Origin of the sequence: Fictibacillus nanhaiensis, from assembly GCF_023715445.1 — a bacterium.
In the GTDB taxonomy this organism is placed as follows: Bacteria; Bacillota; Bacilli; order Bacillales; family Fictibacillaceae; genus Fictibacillus; species Fictibacillus nanhaiensis_D.
The window spans coordinates 81,953-96,889 of the sequence record NZ_JAMBOD010000001.1 but is presented as its reverse complement, the minus strand read 5'-3'; the positions used below and the strand labels follow the sequence as shown (position 1 = coordinate 96,889).

The 14,937-nt window shown below is 37.1% G+C and carries 11 protein-coding genes; 4 read left to right on the top strand and 7 right to left on the bottom strand.

All coding sequences use genetic code 11. The features are described from left to right. Positions 1-63: 63 nt before the first annotated feature. The 5 genes from M3196_RS00575 to M3196_RS00555 all read right to left on the bottom strand — a co-directional run bounded on the left by M3196_RS00575 (position 64) and on the right by M3196_RS00555 (position 4,873). On the bottom strand, positions 64-1,464 hold the full coding sequence (locus M3196_RS00575; protein WP_251320325.1) for a sigma-54 interaction domain-containing protein: 1,401 nt from the start codon (positions 1,462-1,464) through the stop codon (positions 64-66). Positions 1,465-1,522: 58 nt separating this feature from the next. Next, positions 1,523-2,383: a putative beta-lysine N-acetyltransferase gene (ablB, locus tag M3196_RS00570; RefSeq protein ID WP_251320324.1), complete on the bottom strand. Its 861-nt coding sequence runs from the start codon at positions 2,381-2,383 to the stop codon at positions 1,523-1,525. Between the two features lie 100 nt (positions 2,384-2,483). After that, complete coding sequence (locus tag M3196_RS00565) at positions 2,484-3,080, bottom strand: trimeric intracellular cation channel family protein (protein ID WP_251320323.1); 597 nt, start codon at positions 3,078-3,080, stop codon at positions 2,484-2,486. Between the two features lie 73 nt (positions 3,081-3,153). Beyond that, on the bottom strand, positions 3,154-3,984 hold the full coding sequence (locus M3196_RS00560; RefSeq protein ID WP_251320322.1) for a PHP domain-containing protein: 831 nt from the start codon (positions 3,982-3,984) through the stop codon (positions 3,154-3,156). Between the two features lie 49 nt (positions 3,985-4,033). Beyond that, complete coding sequence (locus M3196_RS00555) at positions 4,034-4,873, bottom strand: sulfurtransferase (RefSeq protein ID WP_251320321.1); 840 nt, start codon at positions 4,871-4,873, stop codon at positions 4,034-4,036. A gap of 94 nt (positions 4,874-4,967) precedes the next feature. On the opposite strand from M3196_RS00555, the gene zwf reads away from it, so the two are divergent. Next, positions 4,968-6,467 (top strand): glucose-6-phosphate dehydrogenase, encoded by a 1,500-nt coding sequence (gene zwf / locus M3196_RS00550; RefSeq protein ID WP_251320320.1) that lies wholly within the window; start codon positions 4,968-4,970, stop codon positions 6,465-6,467. A gap of 4 nt (positions 6,468-6,471) precedes the next feature. Continuing rightward, positions 6,472-7,083 carry a cyclase family protein gene (locus M3196_RS00545; protein ID WP_251320319.1) on the top strand — a complete coding sequence of 204 codons (612 nt, stop codon included), beginning with the start codon at positions 6,472-6,474 and terminating at the stop codon, positions 7,081-7,083. 42 nt (positions 7,084-7,125) lie between these two features. Here the strand turns inward: M3196_RS00545 and M3196_RS00540 are convergent, their stop codons facing one another. After that, positions 7,126-8,385 carry an MFS transporter gene (locus tag M3196_RS00540; RefSeq protein WP_251320318.1) on the bottom strand — a complete coding sequence of 420 codons (1,260 nt, stop codon included), beginning with the start codon at positions 8,383-8,385 and terminating at the stop codon, positions 7,126-7,128. A 172-nt stretch (positions 8,386-8,557) separates the two neighbouring features. Between M3196_RS00540 and M3196_RS00535 the strand changes: the two genes are divergently transcribed. Together M3196_RS00535 and M3196_RS00530 are read left to right on the top strand one after the other, a co-directional pair. After that, entirely contained in the window at positions 8,558-9,715 is a 1,158-nt protein-coding gene (locus M3196_RS00535; RefSeq protein WP_251320317.1) for an aminotransferase A, read from the top strand. A gap of 128 nt (positions 9,716-9,843) precedes the next feature. Continuing rightward, positions 9,844-11,295: a UDP-N-acetylmuramoyl-L-alanyl-D-glutamate--2,6-diaminopimelate ligase gene (locus tag M3196_RS00530; RefSeq protein ID WP_251320316.1), complete on the top strand. Its 1,452-nt coding sequence runs from the start codon at positions 9,844-9,846 to the stop codon at positions 11,293-11,295. A gap of 46 nt (positions 11,296-11,341) precedes the next feature. Here the strand turns inward: M3196_RS00530 and M3196_RS00525 are convergent, their stop codons facing one another. Further along, positions 11,342-14,878, bottom strand: a complete 3,537-nt coding sequence (locus tag M3196_RS00525) for a dynamin family protein (RefSeq protein ID WP_251320315.1) — start codon at positions 14,876-14,878, stop codon at positions 11,342-11,344. Between the last annotated feature and the right edge of the window lie 59 nt (positions 14,879-14,937).

Sequence of the window (14,937 nt, the reverse complement as noted above, 5' to 3'; positions counted from 1 at the left end):
AAGCCGGTTTTGGGCCTAACTACAAAATTGAAGACAAAAATAGACCGCCGAAAATTCAGCGGTCTATTTTTGTCTCATTTTATATTGAAGTGTTTGTCTTGGAACTTGCAAAATCTTAGCGGCTTGCTGTATGTTACCTGAGGTTTCTGTTAATGCCATTTGAATGATCTGTTGTTCGTAATTATGTAAGGCTTCTCTTAAAGGGGGGATAGACGAATGTTTTGGAGGTTCGTTTTCTCTGATATTTCCGTTTGATGACCGAACATGTTTTGGCAACAAATCGATTCCTATTAAAGAATTGGTTTCTGCGAAATTCATACTGTGTTCAATGGCATGTTTGAGTTCCCGAATGTTTCCGGGCCAGTCATAATGATGAAGAAATTGTTCTGCTTCTTGCGTGAGTCCGGTTACCTCTTTGTTAAAAGAATCATTTAACTCCTTAATAAAATGAGAAGATAAATAAATAATATCTTTTTTTCTCTCACGTAATGGAGGCAGCTCTATAAAAACGACATTTAACCTAAAGAATAAATCTTGCCTTACTAGTCCTTCCGATAAACATTTTTCGGGTGTTTCATTTAGAGCGGATATAATTCTGACATCTACTTTACGCGATACGGAGCTGCCAATACGCTGAACTACACCTTCTTGGACGGCACGGAGTAATTTTGCCTGCAGCTCAATTGGCATAGAATTGATCTCATCTAAAAATAACGTACCTCCGTCTGCCAGTTCGAAGACTCCTGCACGATCAACCGCACCAGTGAAACTTCCCTTTGCTGTTCCAAATAATATTCCTTCCAGCAGCGGGCCTGGAATAGCTGCACAGTTTTGAACAACGAAAGGTTTATCGGCCCTTGGAGATTCATTATGAATGGCTTGCACAAACATTTCTTTCCCAGTTCCCGTTTCACCATATATCATAATAGGAGAATTTGTTCGGGAAGCTTTATAGCATTGCGTTTTAACAGATTTAAGTGCCGGATCTACCGTTAAAATATCAGTGAATTGATAGCTGGAAAAAGTTCGTTTATTCGTTTTCTTCCTTTTATTCTTGATTTTTGCCTGCAAGTCAAGCAATTGATCGGAAAGCTGTTTTATTTTTGAAATATCTTTTGCTATCTCAACTGCTCCAATCAATTCACCATCCAGCCAGAGCGGAAGAGTTGAATTTACTGTATCAATCTGTTTTCCTTTTCGATTCGTGTATGCCTGATGCTGATTATATATGGGTTTCCCTGTCTGTATTACTTTTAATAAAGTGCTTGTTTCTCTTGTCAACGATGGAAAAGCATCTAAAACGTGATATTTATGCACTTCTTCAGGTGTTAACCCATCTAATGAAGCAGCAACCGAATTATAAAAGATCGTCATTCCATTCGCATCTACTACATGGATTCCTTCATCAATTGTCTTTAATATTGCGTTTAAAGTTTCAGCTGTTTCCATTGAACTTGAAATCATGAAGCAACACCGCCTTTTGACGCCGAATATTTGTCAGCAGGTGCCAGAAAATTGGCACTTACATGCTGCTGGATAAATCTTTCACCCATATATTCATATCTTCAAATTTATTAAAGATTTTACAATTGTTCGCTAATCTTCCTTTGTATTTATAGCCCCTTTGATGAAATACAGCATTCATGCCAAATGAAAGTGCTCTCGCAATAGAATAGGAACAATATATTTTTCTTTGAAAAAGTTCTTTTTCTAGCTGATCGATAAGATGTTTCATGAGACCAAACTTCCGATGTTCAACTAAAGTGGCGCAATCAGTCAATTCTGCATTATGATAACCAGGATTAACATCTGCCGAAGCTGCACTCACTATTTTATTTTGATAAGTTATAACACAGAATAATGTTCCAGATCTAGTCATTTTAAGCACATACCCAGGGTCATCCATGGGAGTTGGATATACCTCAAAAACTTGTCCATATAACTCTGCAAGTTCTTTTGAATCTTGTTCATCTGCCATTCTCAGCTCATATCCATTTGGTATTGCATGTGTATATGGCTGGTGAGGCAGGTTTAAAACATCATTTAATATATTATCTTCTTCAACCCAATAATTGCTGGCTCTTCTTTCATTTCTTAAGAACTTGCACATCGATAGAGCAGAAGCTCCATTGAAAAAACCTGTAAACTCTCCCTCATATATAAAACCATGCTCCAGCCATAGAGAAAAATCGTCATAACGCGATTTGATAATAATTTTAAAAAATTTGTCTTTAACAGCTATTGTGTTGAGCCATTTTACAAGTACACTTACACTTCCACGATAGTCATCAATTCGGATTCGTTCGTTGTAATAATCAAAACAGACGTCTGCTGTAAACTTAGGCTGTTGAATCCTTTCGTTTTTATAATAGGTTGTATGCATGATAAGCCCCCCCAGTCTCTTTTTACATAAGTTCCATAAGCACTAAAAAATTCCTGCAAAAGAAAACCACCCGTTAGCTGGGTGGTTAAAAATGATTTACTTATAAAGTTCTATGAGGCAGTTTCCAGTTGAATTTAAGAGACAGCATTCTAAAAACAACGAGACCAATAAAGAGAATCATATATTCGACTGTTCCATTAACGATATTCAAACCTACAATCAGTCCTCCCAGTAAAGCCCAGACCGCATATATTTCTTCGCGAAGCACAACTGGTTTTCTTCCTGCAAGTATATCCCGAATAATGCCACCGCCGATTCCTGTTAAAATAGCGGCAACGATAATTGCACTCATAGGATGTCCCATGCTTGATGCAGCAATTGCTCCTTGTATGGCAAACGCAGATAGACCGATTGCATCAAAGAAATGCAAACTTCGTTTTGAAAACTGTATCAAATTTTCCGGCATAAAAAATACAATTCCCATCGCAACAAGAGCAGACTTAAGCAGCAAACCTTGTTCCCATATCGTATCTACAGGGAGCCCTATCAAAACATTCCGTATGATTCCTCCGCCAAATGCGGTTACAAGACCTAATATAAATACACCCAGTATGTCATAATCTTCTTCCATTGCAACTAATGCACCTGAAATGGCAAATGCGATCGTTCCAATAATATTTAATAAATCCCAAGTCAAACTTGTACTTCCTCTCTGTATTCAATCACCCTTCGAATTGAATCTTATAAGGAATTGAGTTAACTGGCAAGATTTATTTACAACATTTTTTTAGTAAATCTAAAGTATCTAACGGAACAGAACAGCTTCCGATATCTCCGTGAAAAACTTCTCCGTTTCGAAATCCATGGAAATCACTGCCTGCGGTTTTTATTAAAGCGTGTTTTTCTGCGATTTCCTCATAATATTTCACTTGTTCAATTGTATGATCAGGATGGCAGCACTCGATTCCTGCTAAGCCGTTCTCACTCAGAATTGGAATCAGCTCATCAGCATCATAGATCCCGGGATGCGCTAAAACCGGTACCCCTTTTGCCTCCCGAATTATTTTAACTGCTTCGATCGGTGAGATCCGATCAGGTATTGCGTATGCAGGTTTTCCTTTTCCTAAGTATTTCTCAAAGGCTTCAGGAAGAGAGTTAACCATTCCTTTATCCATCATAATTTCAGCAATATGTCCTCTTCCCACATTTCCTTCACCATGTCTTTTAGCTTCGAGTTCTGATTCTTCAATATTAATGCCGAGTCCATTTAAATTTTTCAAAATCATTTTATTCCGCTGATCTCTTACAGATGAAAGCTTATTTAATGTGGAAAGAAACTTTTCGTCTTTATAGTCAATAAAATATCCTAAAACATGTATATCCTGGCCTTCATATAACGTGCTTATTTCAATACCCGGCACACATTCAAAGTTATCATGTTTATTTGCTTCTGCCATGCCTTCCTCTATACCCTCTATTGTATCGTGATCAGTAATGGCAATAGCATTTAAACCTTTCTCAATCGCTCTTTTGATGTTCTCTGAAGGTGAAAATGTACCATCTGAAGCAGTGGTATGAGTATGTAGATCGCCTTGTCTCATTTTTTTCAATTCCTTTTATGATTTAATGTACGGTACGTGAAATTTTATTTTATATTTCTTTTGCGATTTCGTGATCACTGTAGCTTATCCAATCGCTCCAGCTTCCAGCATATAAAAGAGGCATTTTCATCCCTGCTTCATTCATGGCAAGTATATTTACACATGCTGTTACTCCTGAACCGCAATACACTACTGGTGTTCTATCTTTCACAATAATCTCTTTGTATATTTTCTGAAGTTCTTCTCTGTCTTTCCACCAGCCAGGACTCTGAAAATGGGTCTCCCATGGTACATTAATGGCCGTTGGAATATGGCCTGCTTTATCATCAATAGGTTCAAATATTCCTTTGTATCTTTTCGGCTCCCTTGCATCTATGACCACTATTTCATAATCATTCCCTAAATGAGCAGCCAGCTGATCTCTTGTAATCACCAGATTCTTATTTAATGCAGGTTTGAATTCTGTGGGCATCTTATTAGGCATTTTACTTGAGATGGCATACCCTTTTTCTTTATAGTGTGTGTAGCCGCCTTGCATAACATAAACTTGTTCATGTCCTGCAAATTTCATAAGCCACCACAATCGGGCTGCCATAGTTCCTGATTGATCGTCATAAGCAATAATTATTTTTTCGGAGTCTACTCTACAACTGCTCAAAAATTGTGATAGTATGTTTACGGAAGGTAAAGGATGACGGCCGCCATGTGTTGATAATGGACCAGATAAATGTTTATCCATGTCAGCATAATATGCTCCTTCGATATGGTCTTTTTTGTAAAGCTCAAACCCTTTTTGGGGTTCTGCCAGTGAAAAGCGGCAATCAAAAATAACGAGATTATCATCCTTGACTCTTTGGTTCACCCATTCAGGTGTGACTAGATTGGACATAATAAAACCTCCTATTAGTGAAGTATTACGTTAATTTATCTTCATCTAGGGAAAACTGTAATTATTAGAACAGATAGAAAGAAGTGACTGCAAAATGATACATAGTATACCAAACGCTTCTATTGTTATTTTTGGAGCAACAGGTGACCTTGCTCACCGTAAACTCTTCCCTGCTCTTTATCAATTGTATCAAAAAGGACATGTGAGAGAGAACTTTTCAGTAGTTGGTGTTTCGAGAAAGGAATATACACATGAAGAATTTCAAAAAGAAGTTTATGAAGCTGTAATCGAACATACACCCAACGCAGAAATTGAAAAGGTGAAAAAATTCGTTTCTCATTTTTATTACTTAAAGATGGATGTTACTAGTGAGCCAAGCTATCATGAGCTTGAAGAATTGTTAAATGTACTCGACAGAGACTACCAGACAAACGGCAATCGTCTCTATTACTTAGCTATGGCACCTAGTTTCTTTGGAACCATTCCGACATTCTTGAAATCAGAAGGAATAACAAATACAGAAGGGTGGCAGCGGATCGTCATCGAAAAACCATTCGGACATGACCTCCCTTCTGCCACAAAACTTAATGAAGAAATTCAGCAAAGTTTTAACGAAGACGATATTTACCGGATTGATCACTATCTTGGAAAAGAGATGGTCCAAAACATTCAGGTTATCCGATTTGGAAATGCGATTTTTGAATCGATCTGGAACAATAAATATATTGACTCTGTGCAGATTACTTCAAGTGAGACTCTAGGTGTTGAAGACAGAGCTGCCTATTATGAAAAATCAGGGGCTCTTTTAGATATGGTCCAAAACCATATGCTTCAGATGGTCATGATGGTAGCAATGGAACCGCCTGGAGAACTAAAACCTGAACATATCAGAGATGAAAAAGTAAAAGTACTTCGTTCATTGCGTTTCTTTAATGAAGAAGAAGTAAGAAAAAACGTAATCCGCGGCCAATATACAAATGGAACTATTAATGGCGAACCCGCTCCGAGTTATCTGGAAGAAGAAAATGTTGATCCAGAATCAAAAACAGAAACCTTTGTTGCGGCAAAACTATTCATAGATAATTTCAGATGGACAGGTGTGCCATTTTATATTCGTACAGGAAAACGTATGGCTGTAAAATCAACTGAAATCGTTATCCAATTTAAGCAAGGTCCTATGGCTCTTTATCATGCGAAAACTGAAAAATACCAGCCTAACTTGCTAAGAATTCACATTCAGCCTGATGAAGGTGTAAGTCTCACTTTGAATGCTAAACCAAAAGGAGACACTTCAGATCTATTGCCTATCGATATGACGTATAACAATAAATCAGCTACTGATATGAATTCTCCTGAAGCATATGAAAAGCTTCTGCACGATTGTTTATTGGGTAATTCCACATATTTTACACGCTGGGATGAAGTTGCGTTAAGCTGGGAGTTTATTGACCGAATCACAAAAACTTGGAATGGAACAGGAGCACCAATTACTTATTACAACTCAGGCAGCATGGGCCCTGCAGAAGCAGAAAAATTATTAAACGAAGATGGCCATTCCTGGTGGGAACCGACTAAAGTAAGAGAGGAATGTTAAACATATGAAGATTTACGACGTTTCATTACCGATTTACGAAGGTATGCCTGTATATAAAAACAAACCTGAAAAACAGCCGTCATTTGACACTTCACAGAACGGCCATGTTACCGAAACGAGAATAGCCATGGATGTTCATACTGGTACTCATGTTGATGCTCCCCTTCACATGGTGCCAGGCGGTGATACGATTGAAACTTTGCCGTTAGAGAAGCTTGTAAGAAAAGCTAAAGTTATCGATCTTACCAACGCGGAAGATTCAATTAATGCGGAAGACCTTGCTGGGAAAGATATTCAAAAAGGAGATTTTGTACTGTTTAAAACAAAAAACTCCTGGGATAAAGAATTTAACTTTGAATTCATTTATGTAAATCATGAAGCTGCTAAAACACTTGCTGAAATCGGAGTTTCAGGTGTCGGCATCGACGCTCTCGGAGTAGAACGTGCTCAAGAAAACCACCCCACTCACAAGCAATTGTTTAAAAATGAGATCATTATTATTGAAGGCCTCCAGTTAAAGGATGTACCGGAGGGCGAATACCTGATGGTAGCTGCTCCATTAAAAATTAGAGGTCTTGATGCCTCGCCAGCACGTATCGTATTAATTGAAGAATAAGTAAAGAAAAACAGCGGTTAATCCCGCTGTTTTTTTAATATTCTATTCTATTGCAGGCTTTAACTTTTTCGCAGATGGAGATTCTTTGCTGCCTTCGTCTCCCCCGCCCTTTTCTTTTTCAGGTTTTATCGCAAAAAAAGCGGCAATCGCAGCAAGAATACTGACACCTGCTGATGTATAAAAAACCATCTGATGAGATGATCTCATGAGGATCGCATAAATTGGCGGCCCTAAAGCAACCCCTACAAAACGCATAGAACTATAGATGGAAGTAATGGTCCCCCTTGCTTCTTTCTCAATTCCTTCCGTTATTAAGGCGTCCAAACATGGCAAAGCAGCCCCAATACCTATTCCCGCGACGAATAAGGCACCTAGTAAAAAATAAACATTTTCAGTAAAAGTAATTAGAAAAACCGATCCACCGAGAAGTACCATGGATAAGAACGTACACCACTTCATAATCACTTTATTCTGTTTTATTTTTTTACCAGCGATATAAGAACAAATAGATAATGCCAATAATGGAACTGCTAGAACTAGTCCTTTCATAACGCCTTTTATTCCGTATTTTTCTTCCAATATGGTTGAGAGGTAAAATAAGATACCAAAAAGCACAAACATAATTATTCCACCAATAATAAAAATAGCCATCAGCCATCTGCCTTCATTATGAAAAATCCGTTTAACATTTTTTATAAATTCTTTAAAAGGCTTCTTTTCTTGTTCTTTTTTTGGCACTTTAACTAAAAAAAGAACGAATAAAATAGAAAGAGCACAAAATACAGGAATGAGCCAAAAAGGTAAAAACCAAATAATTGTGGCTAAAAAGGCACCTAGAATCGGACTTATTACTTTTCCAAACGTGTTAGATGTCTCAATAAGACCTAAACCAGAACTAACTTCTTCTTCGTTATTAAACATGTCTCCTACAAGTGGCATAACGACAGGAGCTGCCCCTGATGAGCCGACTCCTTGAAGAAATCTTCCGACTAAAATAAGCATAAATGCATTATCGGCCTGCCAAGCTGCCCAGCCGGAAATTAATCCCCCAACACCGGCAATAAATAAACTGGGAATTATAACTTTCTTTCGTCCATACCGGTCAGAAAGATACCCCGCTATAGGAATTAAAAGAATCGCAACAACCGAATAAACGGTAATTATCATCGAAACTTGAAAGGAAGTAATCCTAAGCTCCTTCCCGATTTCGGGCAAAACGGGTATTAGCATTGAATTCCCCAGCGTCATGACAAGAGGAATTGATGCGAGTGCAAGTAGATCCCACTTTTTCTTTGCTTCCATAATATCCTCCACATAAGTACTATTACTTCTTTAGTATTGTAATATCTGATGAAACCATACAAGAAAATCAATCCATTGACTATAGAAACCAAATAAAGCTACACTTAGTGCAAAGAAAATTATTATAAACTACGCAGATAAACATGTGGAAGATGAAAGGAAGTAAATTTTTGTGGAACATTTATTGAACAGCAGAGCAAAATCCATCCAAATATCAGGAATTCGCAAATTTTTTAACGAGGTGGCACAATATCCAGATGCCATATCCTTGACTTTGGGTCAGCCTGATTTTCCTACTCCTCTGCATGTAAAAGAAGCAGCGATCGATGCTATACATAATGACCAGACCGTATATTCACATAACGCAGGATACGAAGAATTAAGAAAAGCAGCAGCTTCTTTTTTATATGAAAAATACAATCTTCAGTATGATCCACTTAGTGAAGTAATCATAACAACTGGGGCAAGTGAAGCGATTGATATTTCATTGCGTTCCATATTATCGGAAGGCGATGAAGTTTTATTGCCTGTACCCGTTTATCCCGGATATGAACCCGTAATTACGCTTTGCGGTGCGAAAGCTATATATATAGATACAACAGCTTCCGGCTTTAAAGTCACTGCTGACTTAGTTAAAGAAGTAATCACAGAAAAAACAAAAGCCATCATTCTTCCCTACCCTTCTAATCCTACAGGTGTAGTGCTTGAAGATGAAGAACTAGAGGAGCTTGCTGCATACTTAAGCACACAAGACATATTCGTCATTTCTGATGAGATATACAGTGAACTTCGTTATAACGGAAAACACAAGTCTATAGCTTCTTTTAATGGGATGCGGCAAAAAACATTCGTAATCAACGGACTTTCTAAATCGCATAGTATGACAGGCTGGAGAATCGGATTGCTTTTTGCCCCCAGAGAAATCATTCAGCATGTGTTAAAGATCCATCAGTATAACGTTACCTGCGCTTCGACAATTTCTCAGGCAGCAGCTATTGAAGCATTGACAAACGGAAAAGATGACGCTTCTGTAATGAGAACAGAGTATAAAAAACGTCTCGATTATTGCTCCACCCGTTTACAGCAGATGGGTATTTCTTTTGAACAGCCGAATGGTGCATTTTATCTTTTTATTCCTGTAAAAAGATTCGGATTAAGTTCTTATGATTTTGCACTAAAGCTTCTTCAGAACGAACAGATTGCAGTCGTTCCAGGTGATGCGTTCTCTCCCCTCGGAGAAGGATATATCCGAATCTCTTATGCAGCATCATTAGATCAACTCAAAAAGGGTATGGATGGTATTGAAAAATTTATAAAAACAATTTCTTAAAACTGCCTTAAAACAGGCAGTTTTTTCGAATAGTTTACATAACCATATTACGGTTAAATATAGGTTCGTGCATAAGAACTCAAATTAGAAAAACACTACAAATACTTTAATTAAAGGATGACGTTTCCGTGAATTTAAAAGCATTATTAAGCCACTTGCACATTGCGGCCACAATAACAGAAGACCCTATTATCACCGGCATTACTTCTCATTCAAAAAAAGTAAAGCCGGGTTATTTGTTCTTTGCTATTTCTGGTGTGCAAGCGGACGGACATCAATACATACAAGAAGCTTATGAAAATGGTGCTGCAGCTGTCATTGGCGAATATCGTGAGACTGCGGATTCGGGTCTTTACTTTTATGCAGAAGATACAAAGCGATTATTAAGCCTTGCTGCTTCCTATTTCTATAATGAACCATATAAAAAGCATAAGATGACCGGCATAACAGGAACGAACGGCAAAACGACTACTTCCTTTTTATTGCAGCATATTCTAGTATCACATGGCATCACATCTGCACTGTTCGGAACCGTTCATCATTATATCAATTCAAAAGTTGTGAAGAGCTCGCATACTACCCCTGACCCAGTCACCCTTCAAAAAATGTTAAATGAAAGCGTGGACGAAGCAGTTGTTATGGAGGTGAGCTCCCATGGTCTGGAACAAAAAAGAATTGAAGGTATAACTTATGATCAGGCAATATTCTTAAATTTAACTCATGATCACCTGGATTATCATGGGACAATGGAGTCCTATTTTAAATGTAAAGCAAAGCTGTTCTCCTATCTTAAACGAAAAGGGACAGCGATCATATGCAGTGAAGGAGAATATGGAAAACGATTGGTCCATGAATTATCTTCCAAGAATGAACTTCAGATATGGACATACGGAAAAAGCAAGACAGATCATTTCTATATAGAAGATGTAGGCAAAAGCTTCTTTAATCTCGTGCATGAATCACTTCAGGTTACAGTGCCTCTTCCCCTTCCAGGTGAGTACAATGCCTTAAATACGACTGCGGCTATCGCTGCTGCACTTGATTATGGAATTCCGATCAAGACTTCTATCTCCTATCTGAATAGTTTTAAAGGCATACCAGGGCGGTTTGAGGAACGTACCCTTTTTAATGGTACAGAAGTAATCATTGATTATGCCCATACTCCTGATGGGGTTTCTCAAGTATTAGAAGCAGCCAGAAAAAAAGCAGGTACGAGACCGTTTTATCATGTTTTTGGATTTAGAGGAAACCGTGACGTAACGAAAAGGTCCGAAATGATCAGTATTTCATTGGAATACAGTGACGAAACCATTTTGACTGTAGATGATCTGGACGGTGTCACTGCTGAACAGCTTATCAATGAAACGAAAAAAGCGATTCCTCAAGGCAGACATACACCTTCACTCATCCCTGACAGAACGGAGGCTATCTTTTTTGCACTTAAAGAAGCTCCTCCAAACAGTGTTGTAATCATAACAGGAAAAGGTCCAGAAAGTTATAAAGAAACATACCATTATCCGTCAGATTCCGATTTATCTACAGTAGAACTATTTCAGTCATTAAATAAAGCAGCTTTATAAACATGCATAAAAAAACAGCACCCCGTTAAGAGAGTGCTGTTTTTCTTTATAACAATTGTTCCATCTCATTCAAACAATTTTCGAGGGCTTTTATCCGTCCTGTTAAATCACCAGGTTTCTTCAATTCATTAAAATATACTGTGATTTGATTAAACAAGCTTTCTTTTGAATATGCTTCGGATTTTTTAATCACTGAATCGTAATGCCGATCAAGTACTTGTTCTGCATTACCCATCCATTGTTCCACTTCTTTTTCCACTCTTTTAGCTAGTTCATTCTTCAGATCATTTGAACCGCCTTGTTCAAAGAAATGTTTAGCGCTCTTAAAATATGAAGTCCACTCTTTATGATCTTTTCCGGCATGATCACTTAAGCTGGAAGTAAGTGAAGGAGTGGAATAAACTTCAGCATTTTCTGCAGGAATTTTTAAGTTCACCTGATCATCCAATGCCTTTGACATAACAAGATCTTCTTTTTCACTCCTATTTTTTTGAACCCATTTATCCAGTCGCAATGAACAAGCTCTGAATTCCTGTTGAAGATCATGGTCAAGCTTCGCATATAATTCCGAAATACATATATTTAATTCTGCTTTAGATGATTGAACAGCTGCTGGATGAATCGTTTCTTTATAAAAATCATGATAACGGATCAGCACTCGTTGCTTTACATAGAATAAAAGCTCCTTCATTTCTTGGTCAAACTGTTTTTTCGATATGGAGATGTTATTCGTACAATAATTTTGCAACTGTTCTTCTCTTATTTGTACAGCTTCCAAATAAACGTCTTCTTGCTGCAGCCGTAGTTTCGTTTCAGCGATCATATTTTGAACGACATTTTTGGCATGGCTTTCATAAGTCTTTGCACTTAAAATCATAGCATGTTCTAAATCGTTTTCTACATAATGAAAAAGACTAGATGTAAATCCTTCAAATCCGCTCTCAGTACGATCTGATCCCTGAAGCTCTTTTTTACTCGATACTGAAAACAGTCTAGGATTGCGTATCCCAAATGATTGAAGATTTCCTTTGACATGGTTTACAACATCCTTTTTATCTTCTTCACTGTTGGCAAGATCTGAAGCATTTATCGCAAAGAACATCTTATCTGATGTAAACGTATCTTTTATTCTTCCTAATTGGATTAAAAATTCTCTGTCTGCATGTGAGAAGGCATGATTAAAATAAGTCAGATATATGATAATATCTGCATGCTTCATATATTCAAAGGCTACTTCAGTATGGCGTGAATGTATTGAATTCGCTCCAGGTGTATCAACGAGAACAAGTCCTTTTTCAGTAATCGGACAGCTGTAATAGACTTTTATTTTTCGGATGAAGCAAGCGTTTGATTCGACTGCTGCATATGACTTGATCTCAGATAAATCGGTTTTAATTGATTGACCCAGCTGCATTTTTGCGGCTTGATAACCTTGAATAAATGCTTGTATAAGCTTACTTTGATCGTCTGCAGACTCATTTTCCAAGATAGATAGGTCATCGTGTTGTGCTTTAAGAATGGCATTGATTTCTTTAAGGACTTCTTTTTCAGATTTCATTTCGATGATAACAGTACCATGGTGATTCGAAGCGTCCGGTTTGCGTATTTCATTAATCGCAGCAGTGGTCGGATTCGGTGAGGACGGAAGAATTGATTCACCAAATAATGCATTCGCAAATGAAGATTTACCAGCTGAAAACGCACCAAATAAAACAGCCGTATACGAGCGCTCTTCAAGGCGTTCGGCAAGTGCATTCATTTCCTCTGATAAATTCGAGAAACCTGATAGAGGCTTTAATAGAGACGATGCTTTAAAAAGTCTAGTTGTTTCTTCTGCCAATGACCCAGCCGATGCTCTCTCTTTTTTCTGGATTTTTGTATTTTCATTTACATGTTCTACAATGGGATTTTGTGATTTTTGTTTATAGTTGTTTTTAAACTCCTCGATAGAGATCTCCTTATATTGAGATCTAAACATTTTTTCATATCTATCTACTGAATATATTTTATATAAATCCGAGGATATAATATTTAGCAGCTCATGTTTTTGCTGATTCCAAATTAAAGCTTCTTCTTTATCTTTATTTAAAACTGCTATTTCGTTATTAATCTGCAAGGTTTTATTTTTATGAATCAAAGAAATTTCTTCATTTTTTTCATTTAAGACATTCATCGCAAAAGCGATTAACTGGCTCATTTGCTGCCGCGCCAATTTTTTCACTTCTCCAGCAATGCTTTCGCAATAATTTAGCAATCCTTGTCCTTGTGAAGACAATCCAGATTGAACATGTGAAAACAGAGTCTCTTCCGTTAACGTTACAGGTTTCCATTGCGGAAATTCAACATTAAATTCTTTTTGCAAAACGTTTAAATAATTTTGTGCATGCCAGTTAATATGAGCATCAACTGATTCTTGCAGTTTTTCCTGGAAAGCTGCTTTTCTCTGATAACGTTCTTGTTCTGTCTTATTTTTTGAAAAAAATAATCCTACTTTAAAGTCTTTTTTTGCAGCCTCAATAAAGAGCCCCGCTTTTTCTCTTGTATCATATGGCATCAATTGGGCTGAATCGATAATCTTTGTAAACTGAATGCGAATTTCCTCTTCTTTGGATTTCTTGTTTTGTTCCATTTTTTCAGTCTCTAATTGCAGTGCATTCTTTTCATTGTTTAGATGGTTAAGTTTTTCTTCTATGTTTTGAAGATTGAGTTTATCTTGTTCGGAATCCTCTATAAAATCAGAGACTAAATATTTCAGCTGGCTGTTCGTCTTCTCTATTAATAGGTGATCTTTATTCAGCTCAATCTTTTTGATGTATGCAATTAAAGCAGATAGATCATTATAGGAAAGTGCTGGAGCTTTTACACTTGTAAAAAAGATTTGTTCTTTTTTTATGCCAAAAGATTCAAACGAAGTGAAAACATTCTCTTTAAACGAGTTGAATGAAAGCTCACTTTCCTGATGCTTATCGATTTGATTTATAATCAAACGCACTGATTTTCCCTTTTGGGACAAAGATTGAATAAACTCAATATTTGTTTCAGAAAGAATATGATTATAGTCCATTACATAAAAAATAAGATCCGCTAAATGGACAACATTCTCTGTCGCCTTTTTATGCGCCGGATCTGTAGAGTCAATACCAGGCGTATCATAGAACGCAATGTTTGCCCCTTTTCCTCCTGAAGCTTCATAATAGATTTCAATAGAATCTACACGATCAGCATCCTTACAAAGATCTTTAATTTCCTCAATGTTATATGGATGTTTAAAGGTTACAACATCTTTATTCTTTAGATGAACGACCGCTTTAGGATTTCCTTTTTTCATCTTTACAATATTAGCACTTGTAGGAACAGGACTTGCCGGCAAAATTCCCGTATTAGATAGAGCATTGATCAGACTGGATTTTCCTGCAGAAAAATGTCCGCAAAATGCTACTGCATATTCTTCCTGTGCGAGCTTTAAAAATAGTTCACTTAATTCTTCTTCCTTTTCCCTTTGATCCATTAAATGAAATGTTTCATATAATGCGATTACACGCTGTTTTTCAGTATAGAGCAATTCTTTTTCAGTTGATTTCATTCGTATCCACCTTGTCTTCAATCATGTATCACTATTCACTTTACCATATATATGATAGC